Origin of the sequence: Microbacterium gubbeenense DSM 15944, assembly GCF_000422745.1 — a bacterium.
Classification (GTDB): Bacteria; Actinomycetota; Actinomycetes; order Actinomycetales; family Microbacteriaceae; genus Microbacterium; species Microbacterium gubbeenense.
This window is the reverse complement of the sequence record NZ_AUGQ01000017.1, coordinates 30349-51545: the sequence shown is the minus strand read 5'-3', so window position 1 is coordinate 51545 and position 21197 is coordinate 30349. Positions and strand designations below refer to the sequence as shown.

General features: G+C 69.4%; 17 protein-coding genes. 4 read left to right on the top strand and 13 right to left on the bottom strand.

The features are described 5' to 3' along the window. Nucleotides 1–278, top strand: a 278-nt coding sequence (locus tag G510_RS0110255) for a WXG100 family type VII secretion target (RefSeq protein ID WP_245563305.1), incomplete at its 5' end; no start/stop codon positions are given. 62 nt (nt 279–340) lie between these two features. Here the strand turns inward: G510_RS0110255 and G510_RS0110250 are convergent. Genes G510_RS0110250 through G510_RS0110210 form a run of 9 tightly spaced genes read right to left on the bottom strand, consistent with a single transcriptional unit; the run spans nt 341 to nt 9907 of the window. Next, nucleotides 341–1342, bottom strand: a complete 1002-nt coding sequence (locus G510_RS0110250; RefSeq protein WP_029153560.1) for a sugar phosphate isomerase/epimerase family protein — start codon at nt 1340–1342, stop codon at nt 341–343. Between the two features lie 25 nt (nt 1343–1367). Beyond that, nucleotides 1368–2522 (bottom strand): Gfo/Idh/MocA family protein, encoded by a 1155-nt coding sequence (locus G510_RS0110245; RefSeq protein WP_029153559.1) that lies wholly within the window; start codon nt 2520–2522, stop codon nt 1368–1370. After that, nucleotides 2519–3064 (bottom strand): isopentenyl-diphosphate Delta-isomerase, encoded by a 546-nt coding sequence (idi, locus tag G510_RS16455; protein WP_036322819.1) that lies wholly within the window; start codon nt 3062–3064, stop codon nt 2519–2521. Before idi ends, G510_RS0110245 begins: the two co-directional genes overlap by 4 nt. Further along, nucleotides 3061–4470, bottom strand: a complete 1410-nt coding sequence (locus G510_RS16450; RefSeq protein WP_036322817.1) for an alkaline phosphatase family protein — start codon at nt 4468–4470, stop codon at nt 3061–3063. The genes idi and G510_RS16450 overlap by 4 nt, the downstream gene beginning before the upstream one ends. Next, the gene (gene eboE, locus G510_RS16445; RefSeq protein WP_051216669.1) at nt 4467–5630 is read right to left on the bottom strand and encodes a metabolite traffic protein EboE; all 1164 of its coding nucleotides are present in this window, start codon (nt 5628–5630) and stop codon (nt 4467–4469) included. The genes G510_RS16450 and eboE overlap by 4 nt, the downstream gene beginning before the upstream one ends. Nucleotide 5631: 1 nt before the next feature. Next, entirely contained in the window at nt 5632–6516 is an 885-nt protein-coding gene (locus G510_RS0110225) for a TatD family hydrolase (RefSeq protein WP_029153558.1), read from the bottom strand. Between the two features lie 5 nt (nt 6517–6521). Continuing rightward, on the bottom strand, nt 6522–7931 hold the full coding sequence (locus tag G510_RS0110220) for an EboA domain-containing protein (RefSeq protein ID WP_029153557.1): 1410 nt from the start codon (nt 7929–7931) through the stop codon (nt 6522–6524). Continuing rightward, nucleotides 7928–8800: an SCO3242 family prenyltransferase gene (locus G510_RS16440; RefSeq protein ID WP_036322815.1), complete on the bottom strand. Its 873-nt coding sequence runs from the start codon at nt 8798–8800 to the stop codon at nt 7928–7930. Before G510_RS16440 ends, G510_RS0110220 begins: the two co-directional genes overlap by 4 nt. Nucleotides 8801–8842: 42 nt before the next feature. After that, complete coding sequence (locus G510_RS0110210; RefSeq protein WP_029153556.1) at nt 8843–9907, bottom strand: substrate-binding domain-containing protein; 1065 nt, start codon at nt 9905–9907, stop codon at nt 8843–8845. A 257-nt stretch (nt 9908–10164) separates the two neighbouring features. On the opposite strand from G510_RS0110210, the gene G510_RS0110205 reads away from it, so the two are divergent. The 3 genes from G510_RS0110205 (at nt 10165) to G510_RS0110195 (ending at nt 13977) form a co-directional block, all read left to right on the top strand. Then, entirely contained in the window at nt 10165–11685 is a 1521-nt protein-coding gene (locus tag G510_RS0110205) for a sugar ABC transporter ATP-binding protein (protein ID WP_245563303.1), read from the top strand. Then, complete coding sequence (locus tag G510_RS16435) at nt 11682–12692, top strand: ABC transporter permease (RefSeq protein ID WP_051216667.1); 1011 nt, start codon at nt 11682–11684, stop codon at nt 12690–12692. Before G510_RS0110205 ends, G510_RS16435 begins: the two co-directional genes overlap by 4 nt. A 103-nt stretch (nt 12693–12795) precedes the next feature. Then, on the top strand, nt 12796–13977 hold the full coding sequence (locus tag G510_RS0110195) for an ROK family transcriptional regulator (RefSeq protein ID WP_029153554.1): 1182 nt from the start codon (nt 12796–12798) through the stop codon (nt 13975–13977). 87 nt (nt 13978–14064) lie between these two features. Here G510_RS0110195 and G510_RS16430 read toward each other — a convergent pair whose 3' ends face one another. The 4 genes from G510_RS16430 to G510_RS16420 form a co-directional block, all read right to left on the bottom strand. Next, nucleotides 14065–15141: a COG1470 family protein gene (locus G510_RS16430; protein ID WP_036322813.1), complete on the bottom strand. Its 1077-nt coding sequence runs from the start codon at nt 15139–15141 to the stop codon at nt 14065–14067. Nucleotides 15142–15201: 60 nt separating this feature from the next. Next, nucleotides 15202–16482 carry a hypothetical protein gene (locus tag G510_RS17620; protein WP_029153553.1) on the bottom strand — a complete coding sequence of 427 codons (1281 nt, stop codon included), beginning with the start codon at nt 16480–16482 and terminating at the stop codon, nt 15202–15204. A gap of 11 nt (nt 16483–16493) precedes the next feature. Beyond that, nucleotides 16494–17504 (bottom strand): sugar phosphate isomerase/epimerase family protein, encoded by a 1011-nt coding sequence (locus G510_RS0110180; RefSeq protein WP_051216666.1) that lies wholly within the window; start codon nt 17502–17504, stop codon nt 16494–16496. 92 nt (nt 17505–17596) lie between these two features. Then, complete coding sequence (locus G510_RS16420; protein WP_157560540.1) at nt 17597–20770, bottom strand: PQQ-dependent sugar dehydrogenase; 3174 nt, start codon at nt 20768–20770, stop codon at nt 17597–17599. Between the last annotated feature and the right edge of the window lie 427 nt (nt 20771–21197).

Below are 21197 nucleotides of genomic sequence, written 5' to 3'. Positions count from 1 at the left end.
CTGATTTCGGAGTCTCATTCGACCGGATGGACGATGCCTCGAAGAAGCTCGAGGATGGGCAGATCGATATCGAGCAGCTCCTCGAGGATCTCCAGGGCGTGGTCGATGACCTCGTCGAGGACGGGTTCAAGACGGAGAAGGCGTCGGAGAACTACCGCACGAATTACCAGGAACTCACCGATAGCTTGAAAGAGGCCGCGCAGTCGGTGGGCGCGATGGCGCAGTGGTTGGACAAGACCGCGGACGACCTCCGCGGCTTCGACGACGACCACGCATAAGCACGACGCCATAACGAGAATGGCCCCGGATCCTCACGGATCCGGGGCCATTCTCGTGAGACTCAGCGGTTCGAGAACGCCGAGTCGAACGCGGCTCCAGGAGGCGTGATCGCGTTGAGCTTGCGCACGAAGCCCACGGCCTCCGACGCACCCTGCAGGCGATCCATACCGGCGTCCTCCCACTCGACGCTCGTCGGCCCGTCGTATCCGATCGCGTTCAGCGCACGGAACAGCTGCTCCCACGGCACGGCGCCGTGGCCGGTCGACACGAACGTCCACCCGCGGCGCGGGTTCGCCCACGGCAGGTGCGAGCCGAGAACGCCATTGCGGCCGTCGAGGTTCGTCACGGACTCCTTGACGTGCACGTGGTAGATCTTGTCGGCGAAATCGAGCACGAAGGCCGCCGGATCGAGCTGCTGCCACATGAAGTGCGACGGGTCGAAGTTCAGGCCGAACCCAGGGCGATCGCCGATCGCCTCGAGCGTCTTCTTCGCCGTCCAGTAGTCGTACGCGATCTCCGACGGGTGCACCTCGAGCGCGAAGCGCACGCCCTCCTCCTCGAACACGTCGATGATCGGGCTCCAGCGATCCGCGAAGTCGCGGTAGCCGGCCTCGATCACGTCGTCCGAGACGGGCGGGAACATCGCCACGTACTTCCAGATCGCGGATCCCGTGAAGCCCGTCACCGTCTTGACGCCGAGCTTCGCGGCGATGCGCGCGGTGTTCTTCAGCTCCTCGGCGGCGCGCTGACGCACGCCCTCCGCCTCGCCGTCGCCCCAGACCTCAGAAGTCAGAATGTCGCGGTGACGGAAGTCGATCGGGTCATCGCACACCGCCTGGCCGGTGAGGTGGTTCGAGATGGCCCAGACCTTCAGGCCGTTCTTCTCGAGGATGTCGCGGCGAGACTGCACGTATGCGTCGTCGTCCCAGCGCGAGGGATCGAGGTGGTCGCCGCCGCAGGCGATCTCCAGCCCGTCATAGCCCCACTCGCCCGCGAGTCGGCAGACCTCCTCGAAGGGAAGGTCGCCCCACTGGCCGGTGAAAAGTGTGATCGGTCGTGTCATGTCATGTCCTCCTTGACGGTGATTCTCAAACCTGAACCCAGCGCGCGTCCTGCGCCGAGCTCTCCTCGACTGCCGCAATGACGCGCTGCACCTGCGCGCCCTCAGCGAACGTCGGTGCCGGCACGGTGCCCTGGTCGATCGCCTCGACGAGATCCTTGACCTGGTGGCTGAACGCGTGCTCGTACCCGAGCATGTGACCCGCCGGCCACCAGCCCTCGAGGTACGGATGATCGGGCTCGGTCACGATGACTCGGGTGAACCCCTGGTCGACGCCCGGCACCGTGCGGTCGTAGACGTGGAGCACGTTCATGTCCTCGAGGTTGAACGCGATCGCGCCCTCGGATCCGGAGATCTCGACCGTCAGCTCGTTCTTGCGGCCCGTCGCGAAGCGCGTGGCCTCGAACGAGGCGAGCGCCCCACCCGAGAGACGCCCCGTGAACAGCGCGAGGTCGTCGACCGTCACCTCGCCCATCTCGTCGCCGCCGACGCCCGCGATCCCGACGCGCTCGGTCTCGACCGGGCGCTCGGAGATGATCGTCTCGATGACGCCCGAGATGCGCTCCAGCGTCTGACCGGTCAGGAACTGCACGAGATCGACGGCGTGCCCGCCGATGTCGCCGAGCGCGCCGGCACCCGCCTGATCCTTCTTCAAACGCCACGACAGCGGGGCCTTCGGATCGACGAGCCAGTCCTGCCGGTATGCCGCGCGCACCTGCTGCACGGTGCCGACGCGGCCTTCGGCGATCAGGTCGCGGGCCCGCGTCAGCGCGGGAACGCGCCGGTAGGTGAAGCCGAGCATGGCGATCGCCGAGCTCGCCTCAGCGGCATCCGCCATGCGATCTGCATCGGCCACCGAGTTCGCGAGCGGCTTCTCGCACAGGACGTGCTTGCCCGCCGCGAGCGCCGCGATCGCGATCTCGTCGTGCGAGTGGCCGGGCGTGACGATGTCGACGACGTCGATGTCATCACGCGCGATGACCTCGCGCCAATCGGTCGCGGCCTCGCGCCAGCCCCACTTGTCGGCGGCCTCTGCGACCGCGTCGGCGCTGCGCCCGACGATCACCGACATCTCGATCTTCTTCGGCAGATCGAAGACCCTCGGCGCCGTGCGCCAGGCCTGCGAATGCGCGGCCCCCATGAACCCGTAGCCGATCATGGCCACGCGGAGTGTGTCGGTCATGTGTGTGTCCTTTCGCGTTCGCTGAGAAGGTGAGGAGATGCGGCCGCCTGGCCGACGAGCCAGGGGCTGACGAGGTGAGGGGCGAGGCGCACGATCGACGCGAGGTCGGCCGGGTCCATCCATCGCCACTGATCGACCTCGCGCGGGTCGGGTTCGATGTCCGATGCGGCGGTCGCCCGATACACCGGGCAGAGTTCGTTCTCGACGATGCCGGCCGAGTCGGTGGCGCGGTAGCGGAAACCCGGGTCGACGACGCGCACGTCGCGGACCTCGAGCCCCAGCTCCTGCCGCGCGCGGCGATCGATCGCGTCGAGGTCGCCCTCCCCCGGCGCCGGATGCCCGCAGAAGGCGTTCGTCCAGACACCGGGCCACGCCCGCTTGGTGAGCGCGCGACGCGTCACGAGCACGCGACCCGCCCCGTCGAAGACGTGGCACGAGAACGCGCGGTGCAGGGGCGTCTCGGCCGAGTGCACCTCGGCCTTCGGCGCCGTGCCGATCTCGTTGCCGTCATCGTCGACGAGAACGACGAACTCGGCCCTCACGTGCCCACCGCCGACTGCACGGGGGCGCCGTGCGCCTGGCGAAGCAGCTCGTGCACGGCGGTCGCGTCGATGCTGTCGACGCCGTCGCCGATGAGCGATGGATCGGAGCAGATGAGCAGCGGCGTATCGTGCAGGCTGTCCGGCAGCCGTCCGTGCGTGCCGCGCACGTAGGATCCGTCGAGCGGCACCGTGCTCATCGCGTACCGCAGGCCGAGCTTCTTCTTCACGAGATTCATGCCCGCCTTCGCCTTCGCGAGCGGATCCGCCGGGTTCATGAACAGCTCTGCGGGGTCGTATCCGGGCTTCTTGTGGATGTCGACGGCGCGCGCGTATTCGGGCGCGCGGTCGTCGTCGAGCCAGAAGTAGTACGTGAACCAGGCGCCGGGCTCGGCGACCACGACGAGCTCTCCGGCGCGCTCGTGATCGATGCCGTACGCCGCCTGGTGCTCGCGGTCGAGCACGAGGTCGACGCCCGGCAGCTCGCGGAGCACGTCGGCGGTGCGCGCAAGGTCGGCCGGATCGTTCACGTACACGTGCGCGACCTGGTGGTCGGAGACGGCGAACGCGCGCGAGGTCCACGGATCCAACTGCTCGAGGCCCTGCTGCACGTACACCTCGAGCAGGCCCTCGCGCCGCAGCGCGCGGTTGATGTGCACGGGCCGCGACGCCGGCGCGATGCCGTACTCGGCCAGCGCGATCACGGTCATGCCGAGGTTCTCGGCGTCGTCGAGCAACGGGGCGAGCGATGCGTCGAGCTCGGCTGCGGCCTCCGCCGACTCGGGCGCATGCGGACCGTACTTCTGGTGCGCGTAGTCGAGGTGCGGCAGGTAGACCATCGTGAGGTCGTTCTCGTCGTCGCTCCACCGGTGCGACAGCAGGCCCTGTGCGGCGCCGATCAGCCAGTTGCTCGACGCGATCGAGGCCGTCGGGCCCCAGTACTGGAACAGCGGGAACTCGCCGAAGGAACCGACGAGCTCGTCGTGCAGCCAGGCCGGGCGCACGTAGGCGTCGGGGCTCTTGCGCCCATCGGAGTGATAGATCGGGCGCGGGGTCACGGCGACCTCGGTGGCGGCGCCCATCGCGTACCACCAGCCGACGTTCGCCACGCGATAGTCGCCCTCGCGGCGCATCGTGTCCCAGATCTTGTCGGCCGTCACCAGCGTGTTGTGCTGCCGCCAGAGCATCGCATCTCCGAGCCCGCGGAAGTACCAGCCGTTTCCGACGATGCCGTGCTCGCGGGGCATGCGCCCGGTGAGGATCGTCGACTGCACGCTGCACGTCACGGCCGGCAGGATCGTGTTCATGTGCGTCTGGCGCCCGCGGTTCGCGAGCTCTGCCAGCCTCGGCATGTGCGCGAGGGCATCGGTCGTCAGACCGACGACATCGAGCAAGAGCACCTTCTTCATCGAACCATCTCCTGTTCCTTCGTCCGGGCGATCGGGCCGTCGATCGCCGCGGCGAGCTCGCGCGCCGCCCAGCGCAGCTCGCCGGCGATTCCGTCGGCGAGCGTCGTCGGCCGCATCTCGGCGGGCAGCACCGTCCACGTGTACGTCTCGATGTCGAGGTGGGCCTCTCGCCCGTGCTCGGTCTCGAGCACGGCGCCGACAGCCTCACGCAGCACGCGCTGCGTGGAGGCGAGCGGCGAACGGGGCGTCAGGTGCAGCGGAATGTGCACGTGCACGCGCCACGGGCGATCCGTCGGCCAGTCGGGATCCGCGAGCACGTCGACGAGGTCGTCGGCCCGAAGAACCTGCCCGCCCCGCGGATGCGTGCGCACCTGGTGCAGATACCGAGCCTCCGCGAACTCCGCGAGGGCGGATCGCGCGTTCGACGGATCCGGCACCTCGAGCGCGGCCGAGGCCTGCACCTTCACCACGCGAACGCCCGCGTCGTCGATCGCGCGCACGGCGGCGGCCGGATCCGCGTACGAGACCGCGAGGTGGCACGTGTCGAGGCACACGCCGATGCGCCCATCGGCGATGAGCGCGGGGCGGGCCGCGAGCCAGCCCACGACATCCGCGACGTCGTCGAGGATGCAGCCGGGCTCGGGCTCGACGGCGATGCGCACGACGCGTCCGGTCTCGCGCTCTAGCTGCGCGAGGTGCGCGTGCAGCGCGGCCAGGTTGGCGGCCGCCGCCTCGTCGTGCGCGGCGGTCCATCCCTCGCGCCAGCCGAGGGGAAGCGTCGAGATGCTGCCCGCGGATCCCTCGGGCAGCAGGTGCGCAAGAGCCGTCGCGCAGTCGCGGGTGAACGCCAGCCGTTCGGCCGTGGTCCAGTCGGGCGAATACACGCCGAGCTTCACGACGTCCTCGTGGAAACCGCGGTACGGGAAGGCGTTGACGGTGAAGAGATCCAGGCCCTCGCTCTCGAGCGCCTCGGCGAGGCGAGCGCGCGCGGAGGCGTCGCGAGCGAGCAGCGCCGCCGCGTCGACCGGCAGCCACAGGCCGACGCCGAGACGACCGAGCCCGGCCGCCCGCCGTGCGGGACCCGCGTGGCCGTGCAGCTGCGCGATGATGCCGTCGAGGTCTTCCGCGGGGTGCACGTTGGTGCAGTAGGACAGCCGCATGTCAGGCCCCCTGGGCCGCGGGCGCGCCGCGCAGGATCGAGTTGCCCGAGAACGTCTCGGACGGCGGGGACGCCGCATCGAACCCGGGAACGGGCTCGAGGTTCAGCCGACCGCTCTGGCCGTAGAACTCGACGGGGTTGCGCCACAGCACGCGGTCGACGTCGTCGGCCGTGAAACCGGCGGCGAGCATCGCGTTTCCCGTCTTAAGCGTCTTCAGCGGATCGGACCGGCCCCAGTCCGCCGCGGAGTTCACGAGCACGCGGTCGAGGCCGATGCGCTGGAGGATCGCGACCATGCGCGATTCGTCCATCTTCGTGTCGGGGTAGATCGAGAAGCCCATCCAGGATCCGGAGTCGCGCACCATGTCGACCGTCATCTCGTTGAGATGGTCGACGAGCACGGCGTTCGCAGGCACGCCCGACTCGCGCACGACGTCGAGCGTGCGGCGCGTGCCGTTCTCCTTGTCGCGGTGGGGCGTGTGCACCATGACGGGCAGCTGGAACTCGAGCGAGAGCGAGAGATGCTGCGCCAGCACCTCGTCCTCCTCCGGCGTCATCGAGTCGTACCCGGTCTCGCCGATCGCGACGACCCCGTCCTTGCGCAGGTAGCGCGGCAGCTCGGTCATCACCTCGCGGCACCGCGGGTCGTTCGCCTCCTTCGGGTTGAGTGCGATCGTGCAGTGGTGCCGGATGCCGAACTGGCTGGCCCGGAAACGCTCCCAGCCGATGATCGAGTCGAAGTAGTCGATGAAGCTCGCGGCGGAGGTGCGCGGCTGACCGAGCCAGAACGCGGGCTCGACGAGGGCGCGCACGCCGGCGTCGTACATCGCCTCGTAGTCGTTCGTCGTTCGCGACGACATGTGGATGTGGGGATCGAAGATGCGCATATCGGTCACCTCGAGACCGTCGACTCGCGGATCAGCGCGAGGTCGTGGGGAATGGTGCGGCCGGCCGCCGCGCGTTCTGCCGCGAAGCGATCCGCCATCGCGGCGAGCTCGTCGTCGCGGCGCTCGTGGAGGCCGGCGACCTGGTCGAGCGGCGCGTCCATGAACACCAGCTTCAGCACGCCCTGCCGCCAGGCCGCGTCGTCGAGGTGGCGCCGGGCGAACTCGCCCATCGCGGCGCCGACGACGCGCGGATCGTTCGTGCGCAGCGCGTCGGTGACGATCTCGATGCCGGTGTCGTGCCAGGCGGATCCGTCGGTCGGCGCGAGGGCGGCCAGGCTCTTGATGACGGCGAGGCGCTCCTCGGCGTCGCCGCGGCGATACAGGTCGCGGGCGACGCCCGGGCCGGCGGGGTGCTCGGCGAGCGCCACGACGAGGGCGATGCGGGCGCGCTCGGCGGGTTCGCCCCGCCCGACCGCACGGATCGCATCCGCGAACAGCTCCTCGGCACGGTCGGGGTCCGACGCGATCCGCGTCACGGCGTCGGCCGTCCACGGATCCTGCGCGCCCTCGCCCAGGCGTTCGAGGTACTGCAGACTCTGCCGGGCACGCAGGGGCGCCTCGCCGGCGTGACGCGGCAGCTCGACCGCGGCGATGCCGGCAAAGCCCACCTCGTCGAGCGCGGCGAACGTGGCGGCGAGGTCGAGATCGCCCTCGCCGAGGGGAAGGTGGTCGTGGCGTCCGGCAGGCATGTCGTCGACGTGCACGTTGAACAGCAGGTCGCCGGCGGCGCGGATCGCTCCCGCGGCGCCGCCCGGCTCGTCCGCCACGATCGCGTGGCCGATGTCGACGGTGACGCCGAGGTTCTGAGGGCTGCCCGCGAGCTCGCGCCACCGCAGCACCTTCGCGACCGTATCGACGATCATGCCCGGTTCCGGTTCGATCGCGAGCCTCACCCCGGCGTCCTCCGCACGGGCGACGAGGGGGCGGATCCGCTCGGCGAGGCGCTCGAACGCGGCGTCCTCCCCGACGCCCTCGGGGAGAGCGCCGCTCCACGTCGACACGCAATCGGCTCCGATGATCGCAGCGATGTCGATCGCGCGCTCGATCAGGGCGGTGCGCGCCGACGCGTCATCCGCGGCGAGCGACGGCGCGAACGGCACGAACGCGTCGAGCAGATAGGGCGATCCGGTCTCGACCGCGACGCGGAAGCCGCGGCGCGAGAGATCCGCGGCGAGCGCCTCGGCGCGTTCGCGCCAGTCGTCGGCGAACGGATCGAAGTGAGTGGTGCCGAGGGTCAGGCCGAGCGCCCGGTACCCCGTGTGCTGCATGACGTCGAGAGCCGCCTCGAGCGTGTGCTCGCCGAATCCGTTCGTTCCGTAAGCGGGAACCCACCTCGTCGTGGGGTCAGAGGTCATGTGACATCTCCTTGCTTTCTGCGGGCCCCGATCACTCGGCCCGCACCATCGATCACGGCCAGGAAGACGGCACCGCCCGGAGATCCGTGCGATGCCGCGAAGGCCGCCTGCAGCGGCACCATCCCTCGAATGCCGCGACGCGTCGCATCGCGGGCGTTGTCGGCGCTCGGATCGCGCGCGGCGCGCACGAACGCCGGCAGCACCGAGGCGAGGAACGCCGCGCCGCCGATGACGGATCCGACGGTGCCGCCGCGACGGCCCGAACGCGCGCCGCGGACGACCGCCGCGCTCGCGGCCCCGATCGCCACGACGGCGGCCGAAACCGCCGCGATGCGGGAGGTGCCGTGCACCTCTCCTCGGGAGACCTGCGTGACGGTCAGGGTGTGGCCGGCGATCGCACCGGCGGGAAGAACCGCGGAGCGCCAGCCGTTCTCGGCGGCGCCCATGATCACATCGAGCCCGCGGCACGCGGCCATCGAGAGCGGCCCGAGGGCGGTCTTCTTCCCGATCAGGTCGTAGAACCAGACGCACGCCGCGAGCGGTCGCGCAATGCGCAGTGCGCGCGGTCCGGCGCTCGAGGCGGCCGCGAGACCGCCTGCCGTGAGCGCCGTGGCGACGCCGAGCGCCTTCCCGCTCGACACGCGACCCGACGGGATCGGGCGCTCGGGGCGCTCGATCCGGTCGAGGTCGGCGTCGGCGAAGTCGTTCAGCGCCATGCCCGCGGCGTAGAACCCCGCGGACGAGGCGGAGGCGGCGATGCCGGATCGACCGACCCGGCCGTGCGCCGCCGTGGCGCCCGCGATGGCGTCTCCGAGCACAGTCAGCACGGCAGGTGCCCGGATCAGCTCCATCAGATCCTTCAGCGCCATTGTGCCTCCTCAGCTCCAGTCGTCATCGCGGGCGTCAGCGGATCAGGACTCGAAGGCCTGATCGATGTACTGGTCGACGTTCTCCTCGGTCACCACGGGGGCATCGAGCACGATGCGGCGCGGCACGCCCGCCGACTGCAGCTCGGTCAGCGACTCGCCCTTCACGAGCGAACGGGCGAGCTTGATGCCGTCCGCAGCCTGCGTGTAGGGGTAGATGATCGTCGCTTCGACGACGCTGTCCGGGTTCGAGATCTCTTCCATCATGTTCTTGCTGCCGGCGCCGCCGACGAGGATGAACTCGTCGCGACCCGCGTTGTTGATGGCGGCGAGGACACCGATGCCCTGGTCGTCATCGTGGTTCCAGATGGCGTCGAAGTGATCGTTCGCCGTCAGGAGCGACGCGGTCTGCTCTTCGCCGCCGGCAACCGTGAAGTCGGTCGCGACGCGCGCGTCGACGTCGAGGTCGCACTCGGCGAGCGCATCCTCGAAGCCCTGCGAGCGGTCCTGCGTCAGCGGCAGCGAGTCGATGCCGGCGATCTCGCCGATGACGGCATCGTCGATGCCCTCCATCTGCTCGCAGATGTGCTCGCCCGCCGAGACGCCCATGCCGTAGTTGTCACCGAGGACGGTGACGCGCGCGGCGTCGGGGTCGGAGAACTCGCGGTCGACGTTCACGACCGGGATGCCGGCCTCCATCGCCTCGAGCGCGACCGGCGTGAGCGCGGCCCCGTCGCTCGGAAGCATGACGATGACGTCGACCTCGTCGTTGATGAACTGCTCGACCGCGGCGATCTGTGCGTTCGCGTCGTCGGTGCCCTCCGCGGAGCGCAGGTCGACATCGTCGAACTCGCCCGCGGCGTCCTCGGCCGCCTGGCCGATGGATCCGAGCCAGCCGTGGGAGATCGCGGGACCGGACCAGCCGATGACGACCGTGCCGTCGCCCGAGCCGCCCTCTGTGCCGTTCTCCGTCGACTGCTCGGCGGTGGTGTCGTCCCCGCCGTCTTCGCCTTCCGAGCCATCGCTCGTGCAACCGGCCAGAAGACCGACGGCGGCAAGCGCGGCTGCTCCCATGAGCAGCGGCCGGCGCCATGTGCTGTGTACCTGCATGTTTCCTCCTTGAAGTGGTGCAGACGGGTCGGCACACACCCGGTTCACACAGGGCTGTCCGCGCCGACAGGCCCGACGCTAGCAGAACTCGTGTCGGCATGCACAGCTTTTGCGTGAAGATCGTTATAAGTCGCGCTCGATGCCGTCAGCTCGCGGATCCATGCCGCGCTTCCGGGAATCGGTACTTCGGAGAAACTCCGCGCGCCGGACGAAAATTCCCCTGTTGCAACGAGCGCCCGACATGTTATGTTCGTCACGTGATCAAAGTGGACCACCCATCGTCATTACTCTCCGTCCGAGGCGTCACGAAGCGCTTCGGGTCCGTCATCGCGCTCCGCGGTGTCGACCTCGACGTCGCCCCGGGCGAGGTGCACTGCCTCCTCGGCCAGAACGGTGCCGGGAAGTCGACGGTGATCAAGGTGCTCGCCGGCGTGCACTCCCCCGATGAGGGCGAGCTGCTGTGGCACGGCGAGAAGGCCGCGATCGACGGCCCGCAGTCGGCCATCGACCTCGGCATCGCCACCATGTACCAGGAGCTCGATGTCGTCGACGGCCTCACGATCGCCGAGAACATCTTCCTCGGGCACGAGCTCGCCCGCGGCGGCATCACGCGCCGCGCCGAGCAGTTCGCGAAGACCCGCGAGATCCTCCACCGGCTCGGACACGGGTCGATGTCGCCGAACGCCGACGTCGGTTCGCTGAGCGCGGCCGAGAAGCAGATCGTCAGCATGGCCCGCGCGCTGTCGCACGACATCGAGCTCATCATCATGGACGAGCCGTCCGCGGTGCTCGACACCGAAGAGGTCGACAACCTCTTCCGCGTCGTCAAAGAGCTCACGTCCCAGGGCATCGCGGTCATCTACATCACCCACCGCCTCGCGGAGATCCGCACGATCGGCGACCGCATCACCGTTCTGAAGGACGGCGCGTCGACCGCGAGCAACCTCTCGGTGGCCGACACCCCGACCGATGTGCTGATCCAACACATGACCGGTCGCGAAGTGCTCAACGTCTTCCCCGATCGTCCCGGCGTGCCGGCGGATGCTCCCGTGATGCTCGAGGTCGAAGACCTCGCGCTCGACGGCGAGTTCGACGACGTCAATTTCCGCGTGCGCGCGGGAGAGATCGTCGGCCTGGCCGGCCTCGTCGGTTCCGGCCGGTCGGAGATCGTCGAAACCGTCTACGGCGCCCGCAAGGCGACGAGCGGCACGGTCACGGCGCGTGGCAAGAAGCTGCCGCGCGGATCCGTGACGGCCGCCATCGCGGCGGGCCTCGGGCTGAGCCCCGAGGAGCGCAAGTCGCAGGGTCTGATCCTCGGGGATCCGATCTTCAAGAACGTCACCCTCTCGTCGTTCCAGCACATCGCGCGCGGAGGCTGGCTCGACGAACGCGCAGAGCGCCGCGTTTCGGACGAGCAGATCGACGCGCTCGAGCTGCGCCCGGCCGACTCCACCCGCGCGGCGGGAACCCTGTCCGGCGGCAACCAGCAGAAGATCCTGCTCGCCCGCTGGCTCGTGCACGGCAGCAGCATCCTGCTGCTGGACGAACCCACCCGCGGCGTCGACGTCGGCGCCCGCGCGGAGATCTATGCCCTGATCCGTGCGCTCGCGGACGCCGGCAATGCCGTCGTCGTGATCTCGAGCGAGATCGAAGAGGTGCTCGGCCTCGCCGACACCGTGCTCGTCATCGGCGATGGGCGCCTCCTGACCACAGTCGACTCCTCCGAGATCGACGAGCACGGCGTGCTCGATCTCGTTATGAAGGGAACAGCAGCGTGAGCACGCAGACCACTGAAACCACAGAGACGGCCCAGTCGCCCCTCCGGCGAGTCCTCTCCGGATCCGTCGGGCGCAACCTCGGCCTCGTCCTCGCCCTCGCGGTGATCTTCCTCGTCGGAACGATCACTGACGGTGCCAGCTTCGCGGGCCTCGACAACATCCTCGTCATCCTGCGCCAGGCGTCGGTGATCGGTGTGATCAGCATCGGCATGACGTTCGTGATCCTCGCGGGCGGCATCGACCTGTCGGTCGGCGCGGTCGTCGGCCTCGCGTCGGTCGTCGCGACCGTCGACATCATGCAGGACGTGATCGTCGAGAACACCCACTGGATCATGCTGGTGGTCGTCGCGCTCGCCACCGGGTTCGCCGCGGGTCTGATCAACGGAATCGTCGTGGCCTACGGCAAGGTCGCCGCGTTCATGGCGACCCTCGCAATGATGGTCGGTGCCCGTGGTCTCGCTGAGCTCGTCTCCGACAACCGCAACTTCATCGTCGACTCCAGCGAGTTCAAGCGGGCGTTCAACGTCGACATCCTGGGCGTGGACGTGCTGATCTGGATCTTCGTACTCGTCGCCGCCGTCGGCTGGATCGTGCTCAACCGCACCACCTTCGGGCGCCGCACGATCGCGATCGGCGGCAACCCCGAGGCCGCGCGCCTCAGCGGCATCAAGGTCAAGCGCCACACGATGTGGCTGTACTCGATCGCCGGCCTGTGCGCGGGCATTGCGGGCGTCATGATGCTGGCGCGCACCACCGCCGGCACCTCGACGCACGGAAACCTCTACGAGCTCGACGCGATCGCGGCGGTCGTCGTCGGTGGCACCCTGCTCATCGGCGGGCGCGGAACGATCACCGGCACCGTGTTCGGCGTGCTCATCTTCGCGACGCTGTCGAACGTGTTCGTGCAGCTCAACCTCTCCTCGTCCGTGCAGGCCGTCGCCAAGGGCATCATCATCGTGGTCGCCGTGCTGCTCCAGCAGCGCTTCGCCGCGAAGCCCGGCAGATAGCGTCCGCGGCACTCGGGAAACTCGCTGAGTTCGCGGCGTAACATTTCAAGCGATCGACGGAAGGCCCCCGGGCTTCCGTCGAAACGCATTTCAGGGAGATCAGATGAGCGACACCACCTCAGGACGCGGCAGCGTCGGACACCTGTTCCAGCTGCTGCGCGACGGAGCGCCTCGCACCCGCGCAGAGCTGGCGAAGTCGACCGGCCTCGCGCGCTCCACGATCGCAGCGCGCGTGGACATGCTGATGTCGATGGGGCTCGTCGCTCCGGTCGCCGACGGCGTCTCGACGGGCGGTCGCCCGCCCTCGCAGTTCGCGCTCAATCCGGCGGCGCGGCTCGTGATCGCCGCCGACCTCGGCGCATCCCACGCGACCGTCGCGATCACAGACCTCACCGGGGCGATCCTCGCTGAGCACAGCGACAACATCGCGATCTCCGACGGTCCCGTGACGGTGCTGACGTGGCTCGTCGAGAACGCGGCCCGCATGCTCGACGACGCCGGCCGCGCAGCGAGCGACATCGCCGCCGTCGGGATCGGCCTGCCCGGCCCCGTCGAGTTCTCGACGGGGCAGCCCGTCAACCCGCCGATCATGCCGGGCTGGGATCGCTTCGACGTGCCCGGCTGGGTGCGCCAGCACTTCGATGCGCCCGTCCTCGTCGACAACGACGTGAACATCTCGGCGCTCGGTGAGCGCGCCGTCGCGTGGCCCGTGCGCGAGCACCTGCTCTTCGTGAAGGTTGCCACCGGCATCGGGGCGGGCATCGTGTCGGAGGGGCGGCTGCAGCGCGGTGCGCAGGGCATCGCGGGCGACGTCGGGCACGTGCGCATCGCACGCGGCGCCGACATCCCCTGCACCTGCGGCAACAGCGGCTGCCTCGAAGCGCTCGCTTCCGGCCCCGCCCTCGCCCGCACGCTGAGAGACCAGGGCCTCGACGCCCAGACCGGCAGCGATGTCGTCGACCTCGTCAAGAGCGGCAACCTCACGGCGATCCAGGCCGTACGGCAGGCCGGTCGCGACATCGGCGAGATGCTGACCGTCGCCGTCAGCCTGCTGAACCCGTCGGTGATCGTGATCGGCGGATCCATGGCTCGCGTGGGCGAGCATCTGATCGCCGGCGTGCGCGAGATCGTCTACACGCGCTCGACGCCGCTCGCGACCGAGCACCTATCGGTCGCCCAGTCGTCGGTCGGCTCGCACGCCGCGGTCGTCGGCGCGAGCCTGCTCGCGGTGCAGTACGCGCTCTCCCCCGAGGGCATCGCGGCCTTCACGCCGGCGAACGCCTGACGCCTGACCGCGCCCCACTTGGTGCGGGAATAAGGCCGTGTTTCCCGCACCACGTGGGACGCGGTTCGTGGTGGGTGCGCTGCCGGGTCACACCGCGGCGGTCTCGTTCTCCCGCGAGGCAGCAAGGGCCTTCTCGACGGCGCGAGCGACCTCGGCCTCGTGCGCGCGCTTGCGGCGCTTCGCCGCGACCGCGCGCCACACCACGATCAGGATGATGATCAGGACGATCGCGACGATCGTCCACGGCACGGCCCAGGCCTGCGTCGATGCCTCGTCGGTGACGGTCGCAGTCGGCGGAGGAACGGCGCCCTCGCGCACGACGACGTCGCCCGTTGCTCGGAGATCGGCGTTGAACAGGACGAGCGGCCACGCCTCGGTGACCGCGATCGAGCGCGTGAGGCTCGTGCCGGGCAGCATCTCGGGGATCTCGCCGACGTCGACCGCCCGCGCGGCCCAGCCGAACGGGCCGGACACCGCGAGGTCGGCGCCGCCGACGAGCGTCGCGTTGCCCGTGTTGGTCAGAGTCACGTCGATCGAGGCGGATCCGGGCAGGAACGGGTTCAGACCGCCCGAGAAGTCCGCTTGAAGGTCGGAGACCTCGAGCGCGGGCGCGAGGTCACCGGCAACGCGCAGCAGCACGCGGGATCCGAGGCGGCGCTCGGTGATGAGGCCGTCGCCGCCCTCGACGCGCATCGCCGCGACGACGCCGGCGGCGTAGTCGCCCGGCTGCGCGTCCGCGGGAACGGCGAGGTCGAACGGGATCGAGGCGCTCTCGTCGGGGGCGAGAGCAACCTCGTCCTGCTCGACGGCGATCCAGGATCCGAGTTCGGTCGACTCCTCCCCCGAGGGCAGCAGGTCGAGCGTGCCGTCGGAGGTCGTCTTGCCGTCTGCGGCGTACACGGACAGCTCGATCGGCTCCTCGCCCCGGTTCGTGATGAGGATCGCGTCGCTCAGCTCGCCGCCCGGCTCAACGTCGTAGATGAAGTTCGGGCGGCCCTCGCCCTGAGCGGTATCGTCCGGGCGCGCGCCCCACGACACCGACGTCGACGCTTCCTGCTCTTCGCTCGCGGCGAGGGCGGGGGCAGCGATTCCGATGGAGAGGATCGCGACGGCGAGCGCCGCGACGAGTCGTCGCGGCGAGAGGATGCGAGTGAGCGAGGTCATGGTGGCCTTTCGAAGAATGGGGAGGTGCGGGGCGGGCCGAAGCCCGCCCCGCACCGTCGATCAGCTGAGCGCCGTCAGCGTGACGGTCGCGCTGTACGTACCGAGCGGCGTGTCGAGCGGGAGCTGCAGGTCGAGGCCCGCACCCGTGACTGACTCGCCGCGGTCGTGGCCCTCGTTCGCCTGCACCAGCGTGCGAGACACCGACAGGCCGTCGCCGCCGGAGAAGCCGCTGTCGATGGCTGCACCGGCGACGGCGCCGCCCTCGTTCTCGCGCACCTCCGGCGTCCAACCGAGGTAGCTGCTCGAGATCGTCTCGCCGCCGGCCTGGAAGTCGCTCACCTGCGCGGTCAGCGACCACGACGGGCTGCCGACGCGCGTGTCCAGCACGCGGATCGGCACGATCTCGCCGGTGGCAGCGAAGCGGTCGTCGAGGCTCTCGGCAACGCCGAGGTCGACGAGGCCGCTCGTACCGTCGAGCGCCCAGACGAGCTCTCCCGTGGCCTGCTGGGGAACCGTGACGGCGATCGACTGGTCGCCGCCGCCCGCCTCACCGGGATCCTCGCCCTCGTATTCGCCCTCGACCGCGCCCGCCGTGTTGCCGGCGCCGAACACGGCGACCGCGTCGTTGCCGGACGCGGTGATCGTGCCCGTGACGTTGGTTCCCGCCACGCGAGTGTTGCCCGTGTTGCCGGTGACCACGAGGTCGCCGTCGATCTGGTTGCCCCAGGCCTCCGGCTCGCCGTCGGCAGTCGCACCGATCAGCGTCTCGTGCTGCGAGCCGTCGACCGTGAGCGAACCCTTGACGATCGCACCGGCGACAACAGCGCCGAACGGCGATCCGACGAGGTCGGCGTTGCCCGTGACCGACGTGCGCAGCAGCTCCACGTAGTGCGCCGACTGCGTGAGCAGCCCGCTTCCGATCGACGAGTCGGTGATCTCGACGTCGACGCCGCCCGCAGCAACGCTGCCCGCCACGTCGAGGTCGTTCAGATACGCGAATCCGCCGCGGTCGCCGCCGTAGACGCTGACGTCGCCGCCGACGCTCGATCCGTCGATGGAAACGCCGTAGGCGTCGATCGCCTCGACGTTGCCGCCGACCTCGATCGATGTGGCGTCGAGCCATCCGCCCGCCTCGACGACGATGCCGCCGGAGATGGTGGCGCCGCCCAGCGTGCAGGTCTCGCCCGCGGGAACGACGATGCCGCCATCGATTGCTGTGTCTCCGAGGTCCTCGGCGCACGTCGCGCCGCCCGCGGCCATCGCTGCGGGGCCGAACGCGAGGGATCCGCCTGCGAGCGCCGCAACGGCGACGGGGGCAAGCCACTTCTTGGTGATTCTCATGGGTATTCTCCTCAGCCGCGCAGGGCGGCGATCTGCTGATAGCTGCGGCGTGCGTTGCCGAGCGAGTTGAGGTCGTTGCCGGGCTCGGCAACGTTTGCTGCGTTGTCCTGCTCGTACATGCCGTACCGACGTCCGCGGAACGACTTGAGCTGGGTCAGGAACTGCTGGTACGGGATGTCGCCGGCGCCGAACTCGATGATGTCGTAGCCGTTGCCGCTCTCGGGGTTGAGCTTGCCGTCCTTGAGGTGCATCAGCTGGAACCGGCGGGGATCGGCCTTGACGTAGTCGATCGGCTGGAACCCGGGGTACAGGTGCTGGCCGACGTACGCCCAGTACACGTCCATCTCGAAGGTCACGTTCGTGCCCTTCAGGTCCTCCCAGAGCAGGTCGTAGACGCGCGTGTTCGGGTCGTCCGACGTGAACTGGAACTCGCCGGAGTGGTTGTGCATGTACAGCCCGAGGCCCGCGCCCCTGGCCTTCTCGCCCATCTCGGCCCAGGTCTGGGCGGCCTGCTGCCACTCGGCCTTCGTGGTGCCGCGGGTGATCGGCCCGCCCTGGCCGACGAACGGCATTCCGAGCGCGAGCGCGTTCTCGATCTCCTTGTCGATCGACTCCGGCGTCAGCGTGACGTGCGCCCCGACGGCGCGCAGCCCGTTGTCGTCGAGCAGCTGGCGGATCTCCGCGATGGAGATGTCGCCCGTGCCCTGGCCGTAGCCCGCGAACTCGATCTCGGAGTAGCCGATGTCGGCGAGCTCTTCGAACACGGCGCGGAAGCCCTCGGACTGCACCTTGTCGCGCACGGTGTACATCTGGATGCCGATGCGGTTGGTGGGCACGAGGCGGGATCCGCTCGCGAGCGGGGTCGTGGCGCCCGCTTGAACGGGGCCAGCGGCCGCGCTCGCGGCGGAGCCCGCGATGATCGATCCAGCGCTGACCGCGACCGAGCTGGCCGCGAGCGCCTTCAGCATTGTCCGACGGCTCAGCGGCTTCGCCGATACCGTCGGGTGTGCGTGGTGTGTCATGTCTCTCCTTCGAGAACTGTGCGGGGCTTCGCCCCGCGAGTGGGTACTGCGGCAGAAGGGCGGCGGGCCGAAGCCCGCCGCCCCACCGCTTACTAGGAGCGCACCTTGAGCACGGCGGTGCTGTGGGATCCGCGGATCCCGTCGACGCCGTCGTACGTCACGGTCACCCGGTAGGTGCCCGCGTCGAGGCGCGGCAGGCTGATGCTGGCCGCGCCGTCCTCGAGGTCGGCCTCGATGGTGTCGACCACGAGGTTGTTGCGCTTGATCTGGATCTCGACCGATCCAGGAGCAGCGTTGCCCTCCTTCGTCGCGACCGCGACGTCGAGTCGCGCCCGAACCGCGGGCTTGACCACGTCGGATGCGAAGGACGCCTCGACGCTGGACTTCGCCGTCGTCACCACGAGGCGCACGCTGTCGGACGACGAGACGAACTCGTCGGATCCGGCGTACGTGACCGTCAGCGTGTGCGAACCGACCGCGAGGTCGGCGGGCAGGTCGATGACGGCGGATCCGTCGGCGTCGAGCTCACCGCGGGCGATCTCGGTGTCGCCCTCGGAGATGACGACCTCGCCGGCCGGGGTGGCCTCGTCGCTCGTCGTGGTCACGCTGACCTGGCCGGCCTGACCGAACGCCACGCGTGCGGCGTCGACCGTCGCGCTCGTCGTCGTTGCGGCGGGCTCGGGCTCCGGCTCTGCCGGTGCCTCGGCAACGCCCGCGCCCGTGACCGTGATGACGTCGAGTGCGACGCCGTCCGCGGTCGTGGCGTACAGCGTGCCGGTGCCCTCGGGCGCCTCGAACGAAACCTCGACGTCCTGCCAGCCCTCGCCGGCGGGGATCGTCGCGGTGGCGAACGGCTCGGCATCGGCGGCGTCCCAGCGCAGCTGGACCTCTCCCTCGCCGCTGGCGCGGACGACGGCACCGTCGATGTTCGTGAAGTTCACCGTCGGGAATCCGAGGTAGCCGCCCTCGCCGATGGGGCCCACGGCGTTGCCGCCGGAAGCCTCGGAGTCGGCAGCGGGCTCAGTGCCCTCCATCTCGGCGGCGTGCTCGGCTTCGAGGCCCTTCGGGTTGAGGCGCACGGTGGCCTCGCCCTTCGCGCCCGGGAGACCGTTCGCGCCCTGGTCCTCGTAGTTCACGACGACCGCGCCGTACAGCAGCGCGCCGACGCCGTGCTCAGGAGAGTTCGCGTCCGTGCGGAACTCGCCCTCGCAGCCGGTGCCCGACGACTCGGGGTGGGCGTGCTCGTCGTGGCCGAGACCGTAGGTCCAGCGCACGTTCTCGCACACGGTCGCGTCGCCGTCCTCGGCGTCGCTCGTCGTGACCTGGAACGGCACGCGGTCGCCCCACGAGAAGAATCCGCCGTTCGCCGGGTAGGGCAGCGTGACCTCAGGGGCCTGGTTGCCGACCGAGATCACGCGGCTCGTCGCCGAGAACTTGCCGGCTTCGTCCGTCACGCGGAGGCGGGCCGAGTACGCGCCCAGCTCCTCGTACGTGTGCGACGCGGTGATGCCGGTCGCCTCGAACTCGCCGTCGCCGTCGAGATCCCACTCGTAGGTGAGCTCGTCGCCGTCGGGGTCGACGGTCGCAGAGGCGTCGAAGTCGACCGTGAGGGGCGCGTCGGACGACGACTCCTCGGAGACTGCGAAGCTCGCCTGCGGCGTCTTGTTGTCGGGAGCCCAGTCGACGCGGTACAGGCCCGCGTCGGGGTTCTCGCGGAAGAATCCGTCACCGTAGTCGAGGATCCACATCGACCCGTCGGGGCCCATCTCGATGTCCATCGGGTTGTCGTGCGGGTGCTGACCATCGGCGATCAGCTCCGCGTTCGGCAGGAAGTCTTCGATGTCGGTGACCTCGAAGGTGTCCCAGTCGACCGTGAGGGCGGCGACGTAGTCCTGCGAGAACTCGCCCATGAACGCCTTGCCGTCCCAATACTCGGGCAGCTTCGTCGTCGAGGGGTTCTCGGCGTCGAAGTGGTAGACCGGGCCGCCCATGGGTGCCTGGCCGTTGGAGGTTCCGAAGTTCACGAGCTCGTCCCACGGCTGGTCGCCGGGGTTGTCACCGTAGTAGACGGTGGCCTCGCGGGGTGCGGGGATCTCGGTGAGGCCCGTGTTCCAGCGCGACTCGTTGACGAGGTTCTCGGGATCGTGGAACTCGCGAGGAACCATGTTCTCGAAGTCCCAGTTGTTGTAGGCGGCGTTCGGGCCGTGAACGTACGGCCAGCCCGCGTTGTGGGGGTCGTCGAGGCTGACGACGTTCCACTCGACGTAGCCCATCGGTCCGCGGTCCTCGTCTGCCTTGCCGGCGTCGGGTCCGTAGTCGCCCCACGAGAGCGAGTTCGTCTCGGGGTCGACCTCGAAGCGGAACGGGTTGCGTACGCCCATCACGAAGATCTCGGGGCGGGTCAGCTCGGTGCCCTCCTCGAAGAGGTTGCCCTCGGGGATCGAGTACGAGCCGTCTTCCTCGACGTGGATGCGCAGAATCTTGCCGCGCAGGTCGTTGGTGTTGCCCGCACCGCGGCGGGTGTCGAAGCCGGGGTTCATGCCGGGTGCGTCGTTCGTCGGGGCGTATCCGTTGGCGCCCGGCGTGCTGGCGGGCGTGTTGTCGCCCGTCGTGAGGTAGAGGTTGCCCTCGCCGTCGAAGTCGATGTCGGCACCGACGTGGCAGCACTGGCCGCGCTGGGTGTCGACGTCGAGGATGGCCTGCTCGGTCGACATGTCGAGGCTGTCGCCCGTCCACTGAACGCGCGAGAGGCGGTTGATGCCCTCCCACTGCTCCCAGTAGCTCTCGTCCTCGCCCTCGGGGAGCTTCTCCGGGGCGTTGCCCTCGGGGGTGTCCGGCTCGCCGTCGCCGTCGGCGTCCACCGGTGCGTAGACGAAGTAGACCCAGCCGTTGTTCTCGAAGTCGGGGTCGAGCGCGATGCCCTGGAGGCCGTCCTCGGAGTTGACGTAGACGTCGACCTCGTTGACGATCTCGGTCGTGCCGAGCGAGGGGTCGTGCAGGCGGACGTCGCCGTTGCGAGCGGTCGTCAGGACCCGCCCGTCCGGCATGACCGCCATGTCGATCGGCTCGCCGACGTTGCGTGTGATGAGGTTGCGCTCGTAGTTGCTGGTCTCGAGCGCCGGATCCGCGGCGGGGGCCGCCGGTTCTTCGTCGTGGCCGTCGTGCGCCGACGCCGGTACGGCGACGGTACCTAGGCCAATGGTGAGAGTCGCCGCTGTGCTGGCTGTGAGCCACCATCGCGCGCGACGATGAAGAGTACGATTCATCGTGACATCTCCCTTATAGGGTCGAATGTTCCTGCATGGGATGTGTTAATGCGATCGGGTCATCCGCGCGCCGCTGCAACGGCTTGTGCGAGGTGGCCCGATCGGCTTTCGCCCCGATGGTCGGGGACGCTTCTGGAGCCTGTTCTACCGGCTATCAGCCAAAAGATGCGCGATGATCGCTAGCTATCGGTTGACTGTCCGGCTCGGACCGTGTTCACACGGGTGGAGCGGCGTAGGCGGTCGAGGTGATCATCATGGGATTCCTGCGCTGAATCACTCGTACTCCTCTGTGACTTCTCTGTCATGAGCGCCGCATCGTAACGACGCCCGCCCCCGGGAACGAAGGTACGGACACTTATGACGGCTGTCAAGCAAAAGATGCCGGTACATTGCCGTACTTGGCGATGAATGCGCGGGAAAAGGCGCG